This window comes from Rhizobium johnstonii 3841 (genome assembly GCF_000009265.1).
GTDB lineage: Bacteria > Pseudomonadota > Alphaproteobacteria > Rhizobiales > Rhizobiaceae > Rhizobium > Rhizobium acaciae.
In genome coordinates this window covers 234536-254595 of the sequence record NC_008378.1, presented here as the reverse complement: position 1 = coordinate 254595, position 20060 = coordinate 234536, and the positions used below count along the sequence as shown (strand labels likewise).

Genomic DNA, 20060 nt, shown 5'->3' with positions numbered 1-20060 from the left:
CGATGACGATGGCCGACACACAAATCCTCGCCGAGAAAAAACCAAGCGGCCCGATCGGGCGTTGGCTGACGATGTTGTGGGCGGACAAGCTCGCTTTCTTCGCGGCTCTGTTCCTCTTGATCATTCTGCTCTGTGCGCTGTTTGGGCCGTTCCTGCTGGAGGCCATCGCCACCAAGCAGAACCTGCGGGGCCGGAACGCGCCGCCGTTCGATATCACCCGCGGAACGCTTTATGTTCTCGGCGCGGATGCGCTGGGCAGGCCGCTTCTTGCCCGCGTCATCGTGGCAGCGCAAAATACCATCCTGGTTGCCGCGGCAGCCGTGCTCGCATCATCCGTCGTCGGTACGGCGCTCGGTCTGGTGGCGGGTTACAGCCGCTCTTCTGCTGCTCAATGGATCATGCGCCTCGGCGACGTCATCATGTCCTTTCCGTCGCTGCTTCTGGCGGTGATCGTGCTCTACATGCTCGAGCCCTCGGTCACCAATATCGTCCTCGTGTTGGCGATCACCCGCATTCCCATCTATCTGCGCACCACGCGCGCCGAAGTGCTGGAAGTGCGCGAGCGGATGTTCGTGCAGGCGGCGAAGGTCATGGGAGCATCGTATTGGCGCATTGTCTTCCATCACATCCTGCCGGTGATCTTCCCCACGCTGGTGACCATCGCGACGCTCGATTTCGCCTTCGTCATGCTGGCGGAATCCTCGCTGTCGTTCCTTGGGATCGGCATTCAGGCGCCGGAGATCACCTGGGGTCTCATGGTTGCACAAGGACGACCCTATCTCACCAATGCCTGGTGGCTTTCCTTCTGGCCGGGCCTTGCAATCATTCTGACGACGCTGTCGCTGAACCTTCTGTCGAATTGGCTGCGCATCGCGCTCGATCCGACGCAACGCTGGCGCCTTGAAATGAGGGGCAGGAAAAATGGCTGAACATCTTTTGGAAGTGCGCGACCTCTCGGTCGAGTTCCACACCGCCAGCGGGACCGTCAAGGCGGTGCAGGATGTCAGCTGGCATCTCGATCGCGGCGAGACGCTGGCGATCCTCGGAGAAAGCGGTTCGGGCAAGTCCGTGTCGGCCTCGGCGATCATGAACCTGATCGATATGCCGCCCGGCAAGATCACCAGCGGCACCATTCTCCTCAACGGCCGCGACATGCTGAAAATGACGCCCGAGGAGCGACGCTCGATCAACGGCGCCAAGATCGCCATGATCTTTCAGGACCCGCTCGCCCACCTCAATCCGGTCTATCCGGTCGGCTGGCAAATCACCGAGATGATGACGACGCATGGCCAGTCGGCGGAGCGCGCCGGTGCGAGGGCGCTCGAATTGATCGGGCGCGTCGGCATAAGCGATCCGCAGGCGGCGATGCGAAAGTATCCGTTCCAATTCTCCGGCGGACAGCGGCAACGCCTGATGATCGCCATGGCGATCGCCTGCAAGCCCGATATCCTGATCGCGGATGAACCCACCACCGCGCTTGATGTGACGGTGCAGGCGCAGGTGCTCGAACTTCTGCAGGAGCTGCAGCAGGAAACCGGCATGGGCCTGTTGCTGATCACCCATGATTTGGGCGTCGTTGCCGAGATCGCCGACCGCGTCGTGGTAATGAACTCGGGCTGCGTCGTCGAAACCGGCAATGCGGCCGAAGTCTATCGCAACCCGCAGAACGCCTATACGAAGAAGCTGATAGCCGCCGCACCCGGGAAGGGTGCGATGGCGCAGGAGCGCGACCGGCAGGGCGAACCGCTGCTGCGCGCCATCGGCTTGAAAAAGAGTTTTGGCGCATTCCAGGCGCTGAAGGGCGTGGATTTCGTCATCATGCCCGGCGAAACTGTTGCCGTTGTCGGCGAGAGCGGTTCCGGCAAGTCGACCCTTGCCCGGGCAATCGTTCGCCTCGATGATCCGCAGGAGGGCCAGGTTCTCTACCGCGGCAACGATCTGCTTGCGATGACCCCTCGAGAAATATTCGGGCTGCGTCGCGATTTGCAGATGGTCTTTCAGGACCCGACCCAGTCACTCAACCCGCGGATGAGCGTGTTCCGGTTGATTTCCGAGGCCTGGGTCATTCACCCGGATATCCTGCCGAAAGCGAGATGGAAGGAGAGAGTGGCCGAGTTGCTGGTCAAGGTTGGGCTGAAACCGGATATGGCCGACCGGTATCCACATCAGTTTTCCGGCGGCCAGCGCCAGCGCATCGCCATTGCCCGGGCGCTGGCGATGGAACCGAAACTGATCATCTGCGACGAGGCGGTTTCGGCGCTCGACGTGTCGATCCAGGCACAGGTGATTGCCCTGCTTGAGGGCCTGCGTCGCGAATTCGGCCTGTCCTATCTCTTCATTGCGCACGACCTGCCGGTGGTTCGCGATTTCGCCGATCGCGTCATCGTCATGAAGGCCGGCGAGATTGTCGAAGAGGGGCCGGTGGAGCAGATCTTCAACGCGCCCTCCCACCCCTACACGCAGGCGCTTCTTGCCGCGAGCCTCGATCCCGATCCGGAGATCCAGGCCACCCGACGCGCCGCCCGCCAACGACAGGAAGGACTCGTTTCCGCATGAAGCCCGATGTCATCGTCGCCTATCCGCTCCGGCCCCATCAGATGGCGATGCTGGAGGAGACCTACACGCTGCACCGGCTCGATCTCGTCAAAGGCGAAGAGCGGGATGCTCTCTTGCAACAAGCCGGCCCGATCTCTTCCGCGCTGGTCTGCAACGGCCATGTGACGATCGACGAAGCCCTGCTTTCGAAATTGCCGGCATTAAAGCTCGCCGCCTGTTCCTCGGCTGGTTACGACCAGATGGATCTCGAGGCGATGACCCGGCGCGGCATCAAGCTCACCAACACATCCGAAGTGCTGTGCGACGACGTTGCCGACATGGCACTGCTTCTGATGCTGGCGGCACGCCGGCGCCTGCCGGAAGGCGATCGCTATGTGCGCTCCGGCGATTGGGGGCAGAAGGGCATGATGCCGCTGACGACATCGACGTCGGGCAAGAAGGCCGGGATCGTCGGCCTCGGCCGCATAGGGATGGCGATTGCCAAGCGATGCGAAGCTGTCGGACTGACGATCGGCTATTATGGGAGGACGAAGAAAGCCGGCAACGATTTTGCCTATTTCGACGCGCCGGTAAAACTGGCGGACTGGGCCGATATCCTGATCGTCGCGACCCCCGGTGGGCCCTCGACCGAGGGGTTGATTTCGGCGGACGTGCTGAATGCGCTCGGACCGACGGGCAGCTTCATCAACATTGCCCGCGGCACCGTGGTCGACGAACCTGCCTTGATCAAGGCCTTGCAGGAAAGGCGGATCGCCTCGGCCGGCATCGATGTCTACCTCAACGAACCCAATCCCGATCCGCGCTTCGCGGCGCTCGACAACGTTGTGCTCTATCCCCATCATGCCAGCGGCACCGAGGAAACGCGCGACAGGATGGCGCAGTTGACGGTCGACAACCTTGCCGCCTTCTTCGCAGGCAGGCCGCTGCTGACGCCGGTCAATTGACTCCGGCAAAGCCCGCGGCGCGGCAGATCAGACGAAGTAGTCCGGGAACTCCTTCCGCAGGTCTTCCACTTTTGCGACGGTGCGGCTGAGATGCTCACGGATTGCATCGACGGCACCCTGTTCGTTGCGCTCGGCAATCGCATCGATGATGGCGTGATGCCCATCGAGAATGCTGACGATCTTGCCCTTCTCGGGCAGATGCAGGCGACGAATACGCTCGAGATGGCCGGACCGCTCGCGTATCAATTGGTGGAGGCTGCTGCGCTTAGCGCCTGCGAACAATGTCTGGTGAAAGAGCTCGTCGAGCTCCTGGAAGATCGCGATCTGATCGGCGTCGTCGGCGACAGCCGCCTGCATCTTGATGATCGACCGGGCGCGGGTAATGACGCTCGGATCCGGATCCGGATCGGTTGCGAGGCGGCGGCAAACCTCCGTTTCCAGGGCAACGCGAAGGAAATGTGCCTCGTAAATCTGCAGGACGTCGATCCTGGTCACCACAGTGCGGGACTGCGGATAAATGCGAACCAGACCTTCCTGTTTGAGAAGCTGCAATGCATCTCGGATGGGAGTCTGGCTGACTTCATAAGTCTCGGTGAGCTCGGTGCGCGACAGCGTGGTGTCCGGCGGCAGCTGAATGGTGATGATGCGCTTTCGCAGATCATCATAGACCCGCTGGACCGTACTGCCGGCAACAACCGGAAAGCCGGGCGCGGTCAGGCCGAATGTAGAGGCGAACTGGGAATTCATGTGAGGCGTCCTTTTCGACTCCATTCATAGCTTTGCACGACCTAATGCACAAGAACGCAAACTTTCCATTGATATATATGTCAAACTAAAATATCAGTTGGTGCAAACGCTGAAATAAGCAAGCGAAAAGGTGGGAGAAAGCCGTGACCGCGAGGAAAACCTACGAGCAATTGCGGTCCGCCCGATGGATGCTGCCGGATGATCAGCGCTCGTTCGGCCACCGGTCGCGGACCATGCAGATGGGTTACGCGCCGGAGGATTGGCAGGGAAAGCCGATCATTGCTGTGATCAACACCTGGTCCGATGCGCAGCCGTGCCACATGCATTTCCGTGAACGCGCCGAATGGGTGAAGCGGGGAATTCTTCAGTCGGGTGGGTTCCCCATGGAACTGCCCGCTCTTTCCCTTTCCGAAAACTTCGTCAAGCCGACCACGATGCTCTATCGCAATATGCTGGCGATGGAGACCGAGGAACTGTTGCGGAGCCATCCTGTCGATGGTGCCGTTCTGATGGGTGGCTGCGACAAGACGACACCCGGCCTTGTCATGGGCGCAGTCAGCATGGGCATTCCCTTCATTTATCTGCCGGCCGGCCCGATGCTTCGCGGCAACTATGCCGGCAAGACGCTGGGCTCCGGTACCGACGGCTTCAAATATTGGGACGAGCGCCGCGCCGGAACGATCACCCAGGAGGAGTGGCAGGGCATCGAAGGCGGGATCGCCCGCAGTTACGGCCATTGCATGACCATGGGCACGGCGTCGACGATGACGGCGATCGCCGAGGCTATGGGATTGACACTGCCGGGCGCATCCTCGATCCCTGCAGCCGACGCCAACCACCAGCGCATGTCGGCGGCCTGCGGCCGCCGCATCGTCGATATGGTGTGGGAGGATCTGACGCCGGAGCAGATCATCACGTCCGCGGCCGTCGACAACGCAGTCACGGTCGCCATGGCGACCGGCTGCTCCACCAATGCCATCATTCACCTGATCGCCATGGCGCGGCGCGCCGGCGTCCCGCTGGAGCTCGATGATCTCGATCGCATCGGTCGCACGACGCCGGTTCTCGCCAACATCCGCCCTTCCGGTTCGACCTACCTGATGGAGGATTTCTTTTATGCGGGTGGCTTGCGCGCCCTGATGAAGCAACTCGGCGACAAGCTGGATCCCACCGCGATCACCGTGACTGGAAAACCCTTGGTGGATGGTCTGGACCAGGTGAAGATCTACAATGACGACGTTATCCGGCCATTGTCGAACCCGGTTTATCATGAAGGTTCGCTGGCCGTGCTCAAGGGGAACCTGTGTCCCGACGGCGCGGTCATCAAACCGGCGGCCTGCGATCCGAAATTCCATCGCCATCGCGGCCCGGCGCTGGTCGCCGACAGCTATGCGGAGATGAAGAAGATCATCGATGATCCCGACTATCCGCTGACGCCGGACACGGTTCTCGTGCTCCGCAATGCCGGCCCCCAAGGCGGACCGGGCATGCCGGAATGGGGCATGATCCCGATGCCGAAGGCGCTGTTGAAGCTCGGCCTGCGCGACATGGTGCGTATCTCGGACGCCCGCATGTCCGGAACCAGTTTCGGTGCCTGCGTGCTGCATGTCGCACCGGAATCTTATGTTGGCGGGCCTTTGGCGCTGCTGAGAACGGGGGACATGGTCGAGCTTGATATTCCGGCACGCAGCCTCAATATGCTGGTTGCCGAAGAAGAGATCACAGCGCGGCGGGCCGCCTGGGTGGCGCCGACGCGGCATTACGAGCGCGGTTACGGTTTTATGTTCTCCGGCCATATCGAACAGGCCGACAAAGGCTGCGATTTTGATTTCCTGACGACGGAATTCGGTGGCAAGACGCCGGAACCGGCCATCAACTGAGGCACCACGATGTTTGATCCCGATCGACGTACGATTCCCGCACAGCCTCCCAAGGCTGGCTTCGCTGCCGGTCCGTCCAAGTTGGACGCCATCCGATCCGTCACCCTGTCGCTCGTTTACCTGCCTTTGGCGCGGCCGATCAGCGATGCCAAGGTTTTGACGGGCAGGCAGAAGCCGCTGACGCAGGTGGCCTTTCTATTTTGCGAGATCGTCTCCGAGGCCGGCCATAGCGGTCTCGGTTTCAGTTACTCGAAGCGGGCAGGCGGACCTGCCCTTTATGCACACGCCTGCGAGCTTGCCGACAACCTGATCGGCGAAGACCCCAACGATACCGCGCGCATCTGGGACAAGCTCTGCTGGGCAGGGGCCTCGGTCGGCCGCTCCGGCATCGCAACGCAGGCAATCGCCGCCATCGACATCTGCCTCTGGGACCTCAAGGCGAAACGCGCCGGCCTGCCGCTCGCAAAACTGCTTGGCGCCCATCGCGACAGTGTCGCCTGCTACAACACCTCCGGCGGCTTCCTGTCCTCGAGCGTCGAGGAAATCCGCGATGCCATCGACCACTCGATCGCCTCCGGTATCGGCGGCATCAAGATCAAGGTCGGACAGCCGGACCCGATGATCGACCTTCGCCGGCTTGATGCGGTGACCAGCCATATCGATGGCCGTGTCCCACTGATGGTCGATGCAAACCAGCAATGGGACCGCACGACGGCCTTGCGCTTCGGCCGGCTGGTCGAACCGCTCAACCTCGAATGGATCGAAGAGCCGCTCGATGCCTATGACGCCGAGGGCCATGCGGCACTGGCGCGCGAACTTGCCACACCGATCGCCACCGGCGAAATGCTGGCAAGCGCCGACGAACACATGGCGCTGATCCGGGCCGATGCGGTCGACTTCATTCAGCCGGATGCGCCGCGCGTCGGCGGCATCACGCCCTTTCTGCGCATCTGCACGCACGCCGAGGCGAAACGTATGCGCCTGGCTCCGCATTTCGCCATGGAAATCCATCTGCACCTGGCGGCCGCCTATGCGCATGAGCCGTGGGTAGAGCATTTCGATTGGCTGGCGCCGCTGTTCAACGAAGAACTCGAGATCAAGGACGGCCGGATGATCGTGCCGGCCCGTCCGGGGCTTGGTTGCAGCCTGACGGGCAAAGCCCGCGACTGGACCGTGGAAACGCGCAGTTTCGGCGTCTGAATGAGAACGAGGAGAAGGAAATATGAACCCCGCAACCCGTGAAAAGCTGATGGGTGTCTCCGTCGCGACGCTCTGTTCGGCGCTGTTCAAGCGCGGCCTGAGAAACCAGACTGTCCAGGATGTTCGGCCGGTGCAGCCGAAGGGCCGCAATATGGTCGGACCGGCCTTCACGCTGCGCTACATGCCGGCGCGCGAGGACCGCAACGCGATGAACGTCTTTCGCAACCCGAAACATCCGCAACGGCTTGCCATCGAGACTTGCCCGGAAGGCTCTGTTCTGGTGATGGACAGCCGCAAGGATCCGCGCGCAGCCTCTGCCGGCGACATCCTGATTACCCGCCTGATGATGCGCGGCGGTGCCGGCGTCGTCACCGATGGCGGCTTCCGGGACGCCATGACGATCGGCGGCCTTGATATCCCCGCCTATCACAACCGTCCCTCCAGCCCGACGAACCTGACGCTGCATGAGGCAATCGACATCAATGTGCCGATAGGCTGTGGCGATGTGGCGGTTTTCCCGGGCGACATCATGGTCGGCGACGATGACAGCGTGATCGTCATCCCGGCCGAGATCGCCGACGAGATCGCCGATGAAGCGGTAGAGATGACCGCTTACGAGGATTTCGTCACCGAGCGCGTCAAGCAAGGTCACACGATCATTGGCCTCTACCCGGCCACCGACGAAAGCAATCTGACGCTCTTTGCCGAATGGCGGAAGGTGAGCGGCCGCTAAGCCGGCGTATCTTGAACAACGGAATCAGGACGGAGCCAGGCTCCGCCGAGGAGAATAACAATGAGCTGGACCCCTTCAGGCAAGCATTTCATCGCCGGCGAATGGATTGCCGGAACGACGACATTTCAGTCCGAGCCGGCGCATGGGCAGGCACACGACTTTGCTGTCGGCACAACGGAACTGGTCGACCGCGCCTGCCGCGCTGCCGAAGCTGCTTTTGCAGCATTTTCGGCAACGACACGCGAGGAGCGCGCCATTTTCCTCGAGGCAATCGCCGAGGAGATCGACAAGCGCGGCGAGGCCGTCACCCTCATCGGAACGCAGGAAACCGGGCTTCCGGAGGGCCGGCTCAACGGCGAACGTGCTCGTACCACCGGCCAACTCAGGCTGTTTGCCGACCATATCCGCAAGGGCGCGCATCTCGACGCCAGCGTCGATGCGGCGCAACCGGACCGGCAACCGGCGCCGCGGCCCGAGATCCGTCTGGTGCAACGGCCGATCGGCCCGGTCGCCGTCTTCGGCGCCTCGAATTTTCCGCTGGCATTCTCGACCGCCGGCGGCGATACGGCAGCCGCGCTTGCCGCCGGTTGCCCGGTCGTGGTGAAGGGACATTCAGCCCATCCCGGCACAGGTGAGATCATCGCCGAGGCGATTGCAGCCGCTATCGAGCGCACTGGAATGCCGGCCGGCGTCTTCAGCCTGATCCAGGGCGGTCGCCGTGATGTCGGAACGGCGCTGGTGACCCATCCGGCCATCAAAGCCGTTGGCTTTACCGGCTCGCTTGCCGGCGGTCGGGCGCTCTTTGACCTTTGCGCCCAGCGCCCTGAGCCGATCCCCTTTTTCGGGGAACTCGGCAGCGTTAATCCGATGTTCCTGCTGCCGGCCGCTACCGCTGCCCGGGCGGAGGCAATCGGTTCCGGCTGGGCCGGGTCACTGACGCTTGGTGCCGGCCAGTTCTGCACCAAGCCCGGTATCGCCGTCGTCGTCGACGGGCCGGAGGCGGACAAGTTCACCAGTGCCGCCAAGGCGGCTCTTGAAAAGGTGGCGCCGCAGACGATGCTGACCAAAGGTATCGCCACGGCCTATCACGACGGTGCCGACCGCCTGCGGGCGAGCAATGCCGTCGCGCCGGTTCTTGCTGCAAAGAGTGCTGACCGCGACGCAGCGCCGAACCTGTTCGAGACCAACGGCTCGGCCTGGCTTGCCGATCACTCCCTCAGCGAAGAGGTGTTCGGCCCTCTCGGCCTCGTCGTGCGCGTCGACTCGCCTGAAAAGATGCTCGCCCTTGCCGAAAGCTTCCAGGGACAGCTGACCGCGACGATCCATATGGACGACGCCGATCTTGGCCTTGCCCGCGACCTGCTGCCGATCCTCGAAAGGAAGGCTGGCAGATTGCTGGTCAATGGCTTCCCAACCGGCGTCGAGGTTGTCGATTCCATGGTGCATGGCGGCCCCTACCCGGCCTCGACCAACTTCGGCGCAACCAGCGTCGGGACCATGTCGATCCGCAGATTTCTGCGCCCCGTTGCCTACCAGAATTTCCCTGCCGGCCTGTTGCCCCAAGACCTGCGCAACTGACATCGAGGAGTACCAAATTGATCGCCCCGACGGAACTTCGCGAGATCATTCGCAACGGCCTGCTGTCCTTTCCCGTCACCCCTTTCGATGCCGAGGACCGGTTTGCCCCCAAGCCGTTTTCAGCGCATCTGGAATGGCTGTCATCCTACCCGGTTGCCGGCCTGATCGTTGCCGGCGGCACCGGTGAGCTGTTCTCGCTGACACCGGGTGAGGTGGTTGAGGTGGTAAAGGCCGCCCGCGCCGTGTCCGGCGATGCGCCTGTTATTGCCGGATGCGGCTATGGCACGCGGATTGCCTGCGACATGGCGCGCGAGATCGAGGCGGCCGGCGGCGACGGCATTCTTCTGCTGCCGCATTACCTGACCGAGGCGCCGGCAGATGGCATTGCCGCGCGTGTACGGGCCGTTTGCAAGGCCACCAATATGGGCGTCATCGTTTATAATCGTGGTCAGGCGCGGGTTTCGGCCGAGCAGCTTGCTCAGCTTGCCGACGAATGCCCAAATCTGATCGGCTTCAAGGATGGAACCGGTGACATCGATACGGTGCGCCGTGTCACGATCGCGCTCGGAGACCGCCTTTCCTATATCGGCGGCATGCCGACACACGAACTGTTTGCTCAAGCCTATCGCGGAGCCGGCATGCCGACCTATTCCTCGGCGGTCTTCAATTTCGTGCCTGAAACGGCATTGAAATTCCACAAGATTCCTCGCCGGTGACGACGCGGCCTGTGAGCAGATGCTGCGCGATTTCTATTATCCCTTTGCCCGCATCCGCGATCGCAAGGCCGGTTATGCGGTATCCGCGGTCAAGGCAGGCGTGCGTTTGCGCGGCTTTGATGCCGGTCCGGTGCGGGCGCCGCTGACGGATCTTACCGACGAGGAAGTCGAGATGATGCGCGAACTGATTGCTGCGGCCAAGTAAAATTTCGCGCCCCAGACAAGGTTGAAGGCTCTGCACTTGGAGCGTCAGAGTTGATGGTTGTCGCAAACTAGTATATTAGTGCACTTGTGCTTTATCAAGCTATTGAGGAGATAGATGCCGGAGCACCGGAAACGGGACGCAGATCTACTGTGAGGAGCGCCAAAGGCGCATGGGAGGAGAACGAAATGAAACTGCATTTGTTAGCAGCCTGCTTTTCAACAATGGTGCTCGCGCTGAGCGGCGGCACGGCTCAGGCACAGGATGCCAAGAGCAACGTCACTGTTGTGCTTGCCGAAACCGTCGATGTCGTCGAACCCTGCATGGCAGCGCGCCAGGACGTCGGCCGGGTCATTTCTGAAAACGTCAACGAGATGCTGGTGGAATTCGACTACGTCAATGGCGGCCTCAAGCCCCGCCTGGCGACGGAATGGTCGAAGATCGACGACGACACCTGGGAGTTTAAGCTGCGCCCGAATGTCAAATGGCACGATGGCAAGCCGTTCACTGCCAAGGATGTCCAATTCACCATCGAGCGCAACAAGAATAAGAAGCTCAGCTGTGAGACCGGCGGCAAATATTTCGGCGGCATGGAGTTCAGCTTCGAAACGCCGGATGCCAACACGATCCGCATTACGACAAAACCGGCGCAGCCGATTCTTCCGCTTCTGATGACGGTGATGTCTGTGGAATCTGCCGAGGCGACACCAGCCGACGAATTCACCCGCAAGCCGATTGGCACCGGCCCTTATACGTTCGACAAATGGGAAATCGGCCAGTCAATCGTGCTGAAACGCAATCCGGAATATTGGGGGGAGAAACCGCAGGTCGAACAGGCGACCTATCTGTTCCGCTCCGACAGCGCCGTTGCTGCCGCCATGGTCGATGCTGGCGAAGCCGATATCGTTCCGGCCGTATCCGTACAGGATGCCACCAACAAGGAAACCGATTTCGCCTACCCGAATTCGGAGACGACATCGCTGCGTATCGATACGCGCGCAGCCCCCCTTAACGACCGGCGCATCCGCGAAGCGATGAACCTCGCCATCGATCGTCAGGCGATGCTCGGAACGTTGTTCCCGGAACAGGCAAAGATCGCGACACAGCTCGTCGTGCCGACCACGATCGGCTACAATGCCGATATCCCCGCCTGGCCCTATGATCCCGAAAAAGCAAAGGAGCTGGTCGCAGCAGCAAAAGCGGACGGCGTCCCGATCGATCGTGAGATCCGCATCATCGGTCGCAACGGGCAATATCCCAACGCCACCGAAGCGATGGAAGCGATGATGGCGATGCTTCAGGAAGTCGGCCTGAACGTAAAGCTCGACATGTATGACGTTTCCGTGTGGAACGGCTACTTCGTTGCACCCTTTGTCGCCGATTCCGGCCCGACGCTGACTCAGTCGCAGCACGACAATGCAACCGGCGACCCTGTCTTCACCGCATTCGTGAAATACGCCACCGACGGCTCCCACTCCATGGTTCGCGATCCCGCCGTCGACGCCCTGATCGCCAAGGCGACGTCTGCCACCGGCGACGAGCGCACAAAACTCTGGAAGGAGCTGTTCGCCAAGGTGAACACCGAAATCATCGCCGACATCCCGATGTTTCACATGGTCGGTTTCACCCGCGTCTCGCCGCGTCTCGACTTCAAGCCGACGATCGCGACGAATTCCGAACTGCAGCTGTCGCAGATCCGCTTCAAGTAAACCGGTATGCCGCACTTGAGCACGGGCCGCCGCAAATAGCGGCCCGTGCTTTCCATGACGTGAGGGAGAAATGCCTATGCCGCTGATTGACCGCATTGCCCTGACCCAATTCGCAAAGCAGATATTGACCCGCGCCGGCATGGAGGTCGACAAGGCCGAAACGACCGCCGTCGTACTGGTGGAAGGCGACATGATCGGCCACGAAACGCATGGCGTCAGCCTTTTGAACTGGTATGTCGAGGCATTGGAAGACGGCTCGCTGGCGAAGTCCGGCAGCTATGAGGTCGTCAATGACCGCGGTGCAGCCTTTGTTTGGGACGGCAAATCCTTGCCCGGCGCATGGCTGCTGACCAAGGCGATCGAGCAGGCCTGCGAACGCGTCGGCGATCATGGCGTCGTCACCGCCGCGATCCGCAACTGCCACCATACCTGCGCTCTTTCAGCCTTCATGCGGCAGGTAACCGACCGGGGCCTGATCGTGCAGCTGTCGGTGTCGCATCCCGCGGCGAGCCGCGTTGCGCCCTATGGCGGCACGAAGCCGCTGCTGACGCCCAATCCGATGGCGGCCGGATTCCCGACATCTGCGGATCCGATCCTGATCGACGTCTCGGCCTCGATCACCACCACGACCATGACGCAAAACCTGGCGAAGGCCGGCAAGAAATTTCCTGAGGCCTGGGCTTTCACCGCCGCAGGTGAGCCGACCGATGATCCGCGCGAGGTGACCGAACGGGGCGGGACGATGATGCCTCTTGGCGGCCAGTTGAAGGGGCACAAGGGTTTTGGGCTCGGGCTGATCGTCGAATTGCTGGGGCAGGGGCTTTCCGGCAAGGGACGGGCCAACGCGCCGTCCGGTGTGTTTTCGCAAAGCGCTTTCCTTCAGGTCATCGATCCCGCCTTTTTCGCCGGGCTGGATGCCTTTACGGCGCAGTCTGATTTTCTCGCCTCTGCATGCCGCAGCAATCCTCCTGCGCCCTGGAACAATGGTCCTGTCCGCATGCCGGGCGACAGCGCAGCGCGAAGGCGCCGCTCGGCGTTGGAAGAGGGCGTGCCGGTCGGCGATGCAACTTGGCAGAAGCTTTGTAAACACGCCGAGATCCTGGGCTTGCCTATTCCAGACGTCGCTGCGTGAGGAACGCATCTCTGCTTCAAAACTTCTTATCGGCCGCCGCAATGCCCGAGCAGTTGAAATCAAATCGGCCAAACCAACAACAGGATCGGCACACTAACGATCGCCACAATGAGCGAGAGCGGCAGACCCAGTCGGGCGTAGTCACCAAAACGATATCCGCCCGGTCCCATCACCAGCGTGTTGCACTGGTGTCCGATGGGCGTGAGGAAGTCGCAGCCGGCTCCAATTGCCACCGCCATCAGAAAGGCATCGGGCCTGAAGCCCAGCTTCTCGGCAAAGGTCGCGGCGATCGGTGCCATGACCAGAACCGTCGCTGCATTGTTCAAAAACGGGGTTACGGCCATGGCCGCAACCAGGATGAGAGCCAAAGCACCGAAGGGCGGGAGCATTTCGGCGGTTCGCGAGAGGAGGTCCGCGATGATGTCGGTGGTTCCCGTGGTCCTGAGCGAGTCGCTGATCGGAATGAGAGCGGCCAGCATGATCAGAATGGGGGCATCGAGATGCTGATAAACTTCCCGCAATGGAACGGATCCGGTGACCACCATCAGAAAAGCTGCGGCAAAAAACGCTGTCGCGACGGGAATGCCCCCGAAGGCTGTCGCCCCCATCGTTGCCATCAGGATAATGACGGGGATCATGCCATTGCGGGCGTTGCCGAGCTTCATATCTCGTTCGACCAGCGGCAAACATCCCCATTCGCGTAGAAGATCCGGTAGTTTCTGCAAGTCGCCCTGCAAGACCACGACGTCGCCATTGCGGATCTTGATCTCGCCCAGGCGCTCGGTGAAGCGCCTGTCGCGGCGGCTGACGGCAAGAAGGTTGAGCCCGGTATTGTGGAAGAGAGAAACGTCTTTTGCGCTGACGCCGATCAATCGGGAATGTTCGCCAACGATAGCTTCAACAGAACTGATGTCTTGGCGTGTCTCAGGCTCGTGTTTACGGTCGGACAGTTGAAGCTTGGCTTCACTGACGATCTTGTCGAGGGCGCTCTGCTCCCCCTCGATAATAAGGAGGTCGCCATCCTTGAGCACCGTATCGGGAAGGGGCGTTCGCCTTTGGCCGTTGCCACCGATAATCGCAGTCACCATCGCATCGCCGCCCGCCGGCTTCTGCAGCCAGCTGACGGACCGCCCGATCGCCCCTGATGGCGTGGTGACCTTGGCCTCGGTCGTGTAGTTTTTGATCGCCACCGCCTCATCCATCGACGTTTCGACCCGTGATCTTTCAGGCAGCAGCTTGTAGAACAGCGCCAGAAAGACAACGCCGGCGACCGAGAGCGCCAGGCCGACAGGCGTATAGTCAAACATCATGAACGGCTGCCCGGTGATCTCCTCGCGCACCCGGGAAACGATGATGTTTGGCGACGTGCCGATCTGCGTCATAAGCCCTCCGAGCAGAGAGGCGAAAGACATCGGCATCAGGAACATCGACGGTGATACGCGTGATTTCCGGGCCATTTGCACAGCGACCGGGATCATGATCGCCAGCGCACCAATGTTTTTGATGAAAGCCGACAGGGCTGCGACAATGGCAACCAGAATGATCAGCTGCATCCGTGGCCCGCGTCGTTCGGGAGAAAATCTGCGCAAGGCGACATCCATGATCCCCGATCTGGATATCGCCGCACTGACGATGAGCGCGCTGCCAACGATGATAACAATGTCATCGGAAAAGCCGGAAAAAGCATTCTTGGCGGGGACGATGCCGACAATGATTGCAGCGAGAAGGGAGCTTACGGCGACTATATCGTATCGATAACGGCCCCACAGGAACGCGCCCATCATCAGCGCGATGATGAGAAGAGATAGCCATTGATCAGCGCGCATGTTTGCATCCCGGTGGTAGCAACTAACGTTTCAAGCAAGAGAACGATGCGGCGAGGCGGAGAAATTTTTTCTCGTCTATCCCAGCCGTTATATCCGCTGACGGCTGGGGGAGCACCCTGATGGAACTTCCAGCCGCCAGGCGGCATTTCGCTGTCGGGGTTGCTTTCGGGAACGACCATGGCCAGTGACAAACTATCGACCTATCGGTCGAAGCGCGACTTTAAAAAAACGGAGGAGCCGAGCGGTGAAAAACGCCTGGCGCGCAGCAATCGCCGCCGCTTCGTCATCCAGAAACATGATGCCACCCGGCTGCACTACGACCTGCGGCTCGAGCTGGATGGCGTCTTCAAATCCTGGGCGGTCACCAAAGGCCCGTCTCTCGACCCGCACGACAAGCGGCTGGCAGTTGAGGTCGAGGATCATCCGCTCGACTATGGCGACTTCGAAGGCACCATTCCGAAAGGTCAGTATGGCGGTGGGACGGTCATGCTCTGGGACCGGGGCTATTGGGAACCGGAAGGAAAGAAGAGCCCCGAGCAGGCCCTCGCCAAGGGTGACTTCAAGTTCACCTTGGAAGGCAAACGCCTGCACGGCAGCTTCGTGCTGGTGCGCATGCGCAATGATCGCAACGGCGGCAACCGGACAAATTGGCTGCTCATCAAACACCATGATGAGTTCTCCGTCGAAAACAATGGCGAAGCGATCCTCGAGGAGAACGACACCTCCGTCGCCTCCGGCCGAACCATGGAGATGATTGCCGCCGGCAAGGGACGAAAGCCCAAGCCCTTCATGGTCGAGGGTGGCGACGTTCAGGCTGATGCCGTCTGGGACAGCAATGACGGACTGGCTGCCGAAGAGCGAAAAGAGGGCGCCGGAGGCGGTCGGAAATCGAAACCGGCCACAAACGTCGATCTGCCGGATTTCATTGCGCCGCAACTCTGTCAGACCCTGGAACGGCCTCCGGCCGGCACCGGCTGGCTTCACGAGATCAAGTTCGACGGTTACCGGATCCAGATGCGAGTGCTGGATGGCGAGGCGACGCTGAAGACCAGGAAAGGGCTCGACTGGACGGCCAAATATCTTGAGATCGCCGAGGCAGCGTCGACATTGCCCGATTCGATCATCGACGGCGAGATCTGCGCCCTCGACGATCATGGCGTTCCTGATTTCGCGGCCCTGCAGGCGGCCCTTTCGGAAGGCAAGACCGGCGAGCTCGTCTATTTCGCCTTCGATCTTCTCTATGAGGGAGGCGAGGACGTGCGATCTCTACCGCTCATCGAGCGCAAGGCGCGGCTTCAAAGCCTTCTGTCCGACGCCGGTAGTGATCCGCGCATCCGTTTCGTCGAGCATTTCGACACCGGCGGTGATGCAGTTCTCCGGTCTGCCTGCAAACTCTCACTGGAAGGCATCGTCTCGAAAGAGGCGGATGCACCCTATCAATCCGGCCGCACCGAAAGCTGGGCGAAGTCGAAATGCCGCTCCGGCCACGAGGTGGTGATCGGCGCCTATGCCAAGACCAACGGGAAATTCCGATCCCTGCTGGTCGGCGTCTATCACGGCGACCACTTCGTCTATGTCGGCCGCGTCGGCACGGGATATGGCGCGAAGAAAGTGGAAACGCTGCTGCCGAAGTTGAAAGCGCTCGAGACGGCGAAATCGCCGTTCACCGGCATCGGCGCGCCGAAAAAAGAGGCCGAGGTCACCTGGCTGAAACCCGAGCTGGTGGCGGAAATCGAATTCGCGGGCTGGACGGCCGACGGCATTGTCCGGCAGGCGGCCTTCAAGGGACTGCGGGACGACAAGCCGGCCAAAGAGGTCAAGGCCGATCGGCCGGCAAAGCCCGCGCAAACTGACGTGCCGCAGCCGGTGGTGGAGGCGAAGGCCAGACCCATCCGCCGAAAAAGCGCCAAGGCCGAGGTCATGGGGGTACTGATATCCAACCCGGACAAGCCGCTATGGCCGAATGCCAATGACGGAAAACCCGTTACCAAGGAGGAACTGGCCCGCTACTACGAAGCCGTCGGCTCCTGGCTGATCGAGCACATCAAGGGACGGCCGTGTTCGATCATCCGCGCGCCCGACGGGATCGGCGGCGAGCAGTTTTTCCAGCGCCATGCGATGCTCGGCACCTCGAACCTTCTCGAACTGGTCAAGGTCTTCGGCGATAAAAAGCCCTATCTGCAGATCGACCGGGTCGAAGGCTTGGCTGCCGTCGCGCAGATCGGCGCCGTCGAACTGCATCCCTGGAATTGCGGACCGCATCAGCCTGAGGTGCCGGGCCGGCTCGTCTTCGACCTTGATCCAGGTCCGGACGTACCATTCTGCGCGGTCGTTTCGGCAGCCCGCGAAATGCGCGATCGTCTCGACGCGCTCGGCCTGATCGGCTTTTGCAAGACGACCGGCGGCAAGGGTCTGCACGTCGTCACTCCACTCGCAATCAACAAGCGCAAGCCGCTTTCGTGGGCCGAAGCGAAGAGCTTCGCACACGACGTCTGCCAGCAGATGGCGCGCGACAATCCCGATCTCTACCTGATCAAGATGACGAAGAGCCTGAGGAACGGCCGGATCTTCCTCGACTATCTGCGTAACGACCGGATGGCGACGGCAGTGGCGCCTTTGTCACCCCGCGCCCGGCCGGGTGCCACCGTCTCGATGCCGCTGACCTGGACCCAGGTCAAATCAGATCTGGACCCCAAGCGCTTCACCATCCGCACCGTTCCGGCCTTGCTGTCAAAATCTTCCGCCTGGGAAGATTACAATGACGGCAAGCGTCCGCTGGAACAGGCGATCAAGCGGCTCGGCAAGGGCTTCAAGGCGGCTTGAGCATCCGAGTGAATTTCTCTGCATGCCGATATTGCTCTTCACGAAATTGCTCCAAATAACTGTGGAATCGATCGAGGACATCCAAGCGTTGACAATCTCTTGCCCCTGAGGTCTACTGGCCCACTTACCGGACCAGCAGACCTCAGGGGGAGGGGATGGCGATGGATGTTCGGGCGATGCTCGAAGACGACGTTGCAACGCTTGGGGGAGCGCCGAAGAAGTCGATGAAAGACTTCGTCGTCCAGAAGATTGCGACCTTCATCGCCACCGGCATCCTCAAAGCCGGCGACCCGCTGCCCAGCGAACGGGAGCTGGCTTCCGCACTCTCGGTCAGCCGCGAGACCGTCCGTGGGGCGATCCTTATCCTTTCCACGCATGGGATTCTCTCGGTTGTGCACGGAACGCGCACGGTGGTGGCATCGGAGGACGTCGGCGAATTGGCCGTCCAGGCTGCGCGGTATCGCGACATCGCGGCCTACAGTCTCGACAATGTTCATGAGGCTCGGCTTCTTATCGAAGCACAGGTCGTCAGGGCCGCCGCGCTCAAGATGGAGCCTGCAACTTTTGACTATCTCCGCAAGTCGATCGCAGCACAGGAAGCCGCCTGCGACGATCCCGTCCGTTTTTTGATCTGCGACCGGGAATTTCACACCGCTATCTACCGTTCCAGCGGCAACGCGGTGCTGGCTGATATGGCCGCCGACCTCTATTCCTATCTTCTGAGCCACCGGAGGCGCGTCGTATCGCAGCCCGGGAGTATCGCCACGAGCATCGCCGATCACCGGTTGATCCTGGCTGGTTTGGAGACGCGGGACCCGGATGCCGCATGCGCGGCCTTCGCAATCCACGAAACCCGTATTTATACGACGACCAAGTTACTCTTCTCGTAGTTCGCAGGGAGGCGAAACACGATGCACATTCTCATTATCGGGGCGGGAGGAATGATCGGCCGGAAGCTCGCCGCCACACTGGGGCGCAGCGGGTCACTCGGCGGCGATACAATCACGCGCATGACGCTTGTGGATGTAACGCCTCCGCCGGTGCCCGCCGACGTCTTCGTGCCGGCGGAAGCGCTGGCTGCCGATATTTCCGAAAGCGGCGCAGCGGAGGCCCTGGCGGCTCGCCGGGCCGACGTGATCTTCCATCTCGCCGCGATCGTTTCCGGTGAAGCCGAGCGCAATTTCGACCTCGGCTACAAGGTCAATCTCGACGGCACCCGATTGCTGTTGGAAGCGATCCGCCGGGAAGGAAGCCGCCAAGCCTATGTTCCCCGGTTCGTATTCTCCTCGTCGATCGCGGTCTATGGCTCGCCGTTTCCCGATCCCATTCCCGATGATTATGTGCTCGCACCTCTCACCAGCTACGGAGTCCAGAAGGCGATCTCCGAGCTTCTGCTTGCCGACTATTCGCGGCGCGGCTTTATCGACGGCGTCGGAATTCGGTTGCCGACCATCGTGATTCGGCCGGGTGCGCCGAATGCCGCCGCATCGGGCTTCTTTTCCGGAATCCTGCGTGAACCGCTCGCAGGCCAGCGGGCCGTTCTTCCGGTCGAAGAAACGGTCAAGCACTGGCTGGCAAGCCCGCGTTCCGCCATCAAGTTCCTGATCCATGCGGCTACGCTCGACACGGCCGCGCTGGGTGTTCGGCGCACGCTCACCATGCCCGGCGTCGCCGCCACCGTTGCCGACCAGATTGCCGCCTTGCGCCGTGCTGCCGGTCCCGAGGCGGCGGAGTTGATCGATCGTCGCCGCGATGAGGTCATTGAAGGGATCGTCGCCGGATGGCCGAAGTCCTTTACGCCCGAACGCGCGACGCAACTGGGTTTCGTCGCCGAAACCACGGTGGACGAGCTGATCGAGGTCTATCTCGCCGAAGACGCTCCGGGTGCGTCCGGATGAGATTGAACCGGGCTAAAACCGCCCCATAGGAGGAGAGTACCGCCAGGGCACGCCCGCATATGCGGGATTGCAGCGGCAGAAGGCCTTGAGAAGTTAAGGCCGCCGGCAAGATATAC

At 61.4% G+C, this 20060-nt stretch carries 14 protein-coding genes and 1 pseudogene; 13 read left to right on the top strand and 2 right to left on the bottom strand.

All coding sequences use genetic code 11. The features are described 5' to 3' along the window. The first annotated feature begins 2 nt into the window (after window positions 1-2). Genes RL_RS34130 through RL_RS34120 form a run of 3 tightly spaced genes read left to right on the top strand, consistent with a single transcriptional unit; the run spans window position 3 to window position 3500 of the window. Window positions 3-929 (top strand): ABC transporter permease, encoded by a 927-nt coding sequence (locus tag RL_RS34130; protein WP_011649019.1) that lies wholly within the window; start codon window positions 3-5, stop codon window positions 927-929. After that, on the top strand, window positions 922-2556 hold the full coding sequence (locus RL_RS34125; RefSeq protein ID WP_011649018.1) for an ABC transporter ATP-binding protein: 1635 nt from the start codon (window positions 922-924) through the stop codon (window positions 2554-2556). The genes RL_RS34130 and RL_RS34125 overlap by 8 nt, the downstream gene beginning before the upstream one ends. Then, on the top strand, window positions 2553-3500 hold the full coding sequence (locus tag RL_RS34120; RefSeq protein ID WP_011649017.1) for a 2-hydroxyacid dehydrogenase: 948 nt from the start codon (window positions 2553-2555) through the stop codon (window positions 3498-3500). The genes RL_RS34125 and RL_RS34120 overlap by 4 nt, the downstream gene beginning before the upstream one ends. Before the next feature lie 27 nt (window positions 3501-3527). Here the strand turns inward: RL_RS34120 and RL_RS34115 are convergent, their stop codons facing one another. Next, the gene (locus RL_RS34115; protein ID WP_011649016.1) at window positions 3528-4247 is read right to left on the bottom strand and encodes a GntR family transcriptional regulator; all 720 of its coding nucleotides are present in this window, start codon (window positions 4245-4247) and stop codon (window positions 3528-3530) included. Window positions 4248-4390: 143 nt separating this feature from the next. On the opposite strand from RL_RS34115, the gene araD reads away from it, so the two are divergent. The 7 genes and pseudogenes from araD (at window position 4391) to RL_RS34080 (ending at window position 13397) form a co-directional block, all read left to right on the top strand. Then, window positions 4391-6127, top strand: coding sequence for an L-arabinonate dehydratase (gene araD / locus RL_RS34110; protein ID WP_011649015.1), 1737 nt, complete (start codon window positions 4391-4393; stop codon window positions 6125-6127). 9 nt (window positions 6128-6136) lie between these two features. Then, window positions 6137-7327 carry an L-talarate/galactarate dehydratase gene (locus tag RL_RS34105; RefSeq protein WP_011649014.1) on the top strand — a complete coding sequence of 397 codons (1191 nt, stop codon included), beginning with the start codon at window positions 6137-6139 and terminating at the stop codon, window positions 7325-7327. Window positions 7328-7349: 22 nt separating this feature from the next. Then, window positions 7350-8060, top strand: coding sequence for a ribonuclease activity regulator RraA (locus tag RL_RS34100; protein WP_003550773.1), 711 nt, complete (start codon window positions 7350-7352; stop codon window positions 8058-8060). 60 nt (window positions 8061-8120) lie between these two features. After that, complete coding sequence (locus RL_RS34095; protein ID WP_011649013.1) at window positions 8121-9638, top strand: aldehyde dehydrogenase (NADP(+)); 1518 nt, start codon at window positions 8121-8123, stop codon at window positions 9636-9638. A gap of 17 nt (window positions 9639-9655) precedes the next feature. Next, window positions 9656-10559: pseudogene (locus RL_RS34090) on the top strand (5-dehydro-4-deoxyglucarate dehydratase). 185 nt (window positions 10560-10744) lie between these two features. Beyond that, window positions 10745-12265 carry an ABC transporter substrate-binding protein gene (locus RL_RS34085; protein ID WP_011649010.1) on the top strand — a complete coding sequence of 507 codons (1521 nt, stop codon included), beginning with the start codon at window positions 10745-10747 and terminating at the stop codon, window positions 12263-12265. A gap of 70 nt (window positions 12266-12335) precedes the next feature. Beyond that, window positions 12336-13397 (top strand): Ldh family oxidoreductase, encoded by a 1062-nt coding sequence (locus tag RL_RS34080; RefSeq protein WP_011649009.1) that lies wholly within the window; start codon window positions 12336-12338, stop codon window positions 13395-13397. A gap of 59 nt (window positions 13398-13456) precedes the next feature. Here the strand turns inward: RL_RS34080 and RL_RS34075 are convergent, their stop codons facing one another. Next, on the bottom strand, window positions 13457-15223 hold the full coding sequence (locus RL_RS34075) for an SLC13 family permease (RefSeq protein WP_011649008.1): 1767 nt from the start codon (window positions 15221-15223) through the stop codon (window positions 13457-13459). 177 nt (window positions 15224-15400) lie between these two features. On the opposite strand from RL_RS34075, the gene ligD reads away from it, so the two are divergent. From ligD to denD, 3 genes are all read left to right on the top strand, one after another. Beyond that, on the top strand, window positions 15401-18046 hold the full coding sequence (ligD, locus tag RL_RS34070; protein ID WP_011649007.1) for a DNA ligase D: 2646 nt from the start codon (window positions 15401-15403) through the stop codon (window positions 18044-18046). Window positions 18047-18207: 161 nt separating this feature from the next. Beyond that, window positions 18208-18936 carry a FadR/GntR family transcriptional regulator gene (locus RL_RS34065; protein WP_041936987.1) on the top strand — a complete coding sequence of 243 codons (729 nt, stop codon included), beginning with the start codon at window positions 18208-18210 and terminating at the stop codon, window positions 18934-18936. A 21-nt stretch (window positions 18937-18957) separates the two neighbouring features. Next, the gene (gene denD, locus RL_RS34060) at window positions 18958-19944 is read left to right on the top strand and encodes a D-erythronate dehydrogenase (RefSeq protein ID WP_011649005.1); all 987 of its coding nucleotides are present in this window, start codon (window positions 18958-18960) and stop codon (window positions 19942-19944) included. The last annotated feature ends 116 nt before the right edge of the window (window positions 19945-20060 follow it).

Excerpts from the sequence above, each read along its gene's own strand:
- RL_RS34130 (WP_011649019.1), top strand. The coding sequence starts at position 3 with ATGACGATGGCCGACACACAAATCCTCGCCGAGAAAAAACCAAGCGGC.
- RL_RS34125 (WP_011649018.1), top strand. The coding sequence starts at position 922 with ATGGCTGAACATCTTTTGGAAGTGCGCGACCTCTCGGTCGAGTTCCAC.
- RL_RS34120 (WP_011649017.1), top strand. The coding sequence starts at position 2,553 with ATGAAGCCCGATGTCATCGTCGCCTATCCGCTCCGGCCCCATCAGATG.
- RL_RS34115 (WP_011649016.1), bottom strand. The coding sequence starts at position 4,247 with ATGAATTCCCAGTTCGCCTCTACATTCGGCCTGACCGCGCCCGGCTTT.
- RL_RS34105 (WP_011649014.1), top strand. The coding sequence starts at position 6,137 with ATGTTTGATCCCGATCGACGTACGATTCCCGCACAGCCTCCCAAGGCT.
- RL_RS34100 (WP_003550773.1), top strand. The coding sequence starts at position 7,350 with ATGAACCCCGCAACCCGTGAAAAGCTGATGGGTGTCTCCGTCGCGACG.
- RL_RS34095 (WP_011649013.1), top strand. The coding sequence starts at position 8,121 with ATGAGCTGGACCCCTTCAGGCAAGCATTTCATCGCCGGCGAATGGATT.
- RL_RS34085 (WP_011649010.1), top strand. The coding sequence starts at position 10,745 with ATGAAACTGCATTTGTTAGCAGCCTGCTTTTCAACAATGGTGCTCGCG.
- RL_RS34080 (WP_011649009.1), top strand. The coding sequence starts at position 12,336 with ATGCCTATGCCGCTGATTGACCGCATTGCCCTGACCCAATTCGCAAAG.
- RL_RS34075 (WP_011649008.1), bottom strand. The coding sequence starts at position 15,223 with ATGCGCGCTGATCAATGGCTATCTCTTCTCATCATCGCGCTGATGATG.
- ligD (WP_011649007.1), top strand. The coding sequence starts at position 15,401 with ATGGCCAGTGACAAACTATCGACCTATCGGTCGAAGCGCGACTTTAAA.
- RL_RS34065 (WP_041936987.1), top strand. The coding sequence starts at position 18,208 with ATGGATGTTCGGGCGATGCTCGAAGACGACGTTGCAACGCTTGGGGGA.
- denD (WP_011649005.1), top strand. The coding sequence starts at position 18,958 with ATGCACATTCTCATTATCGGGGCGGGAGGAATGATCGGCCGGAAGCTC.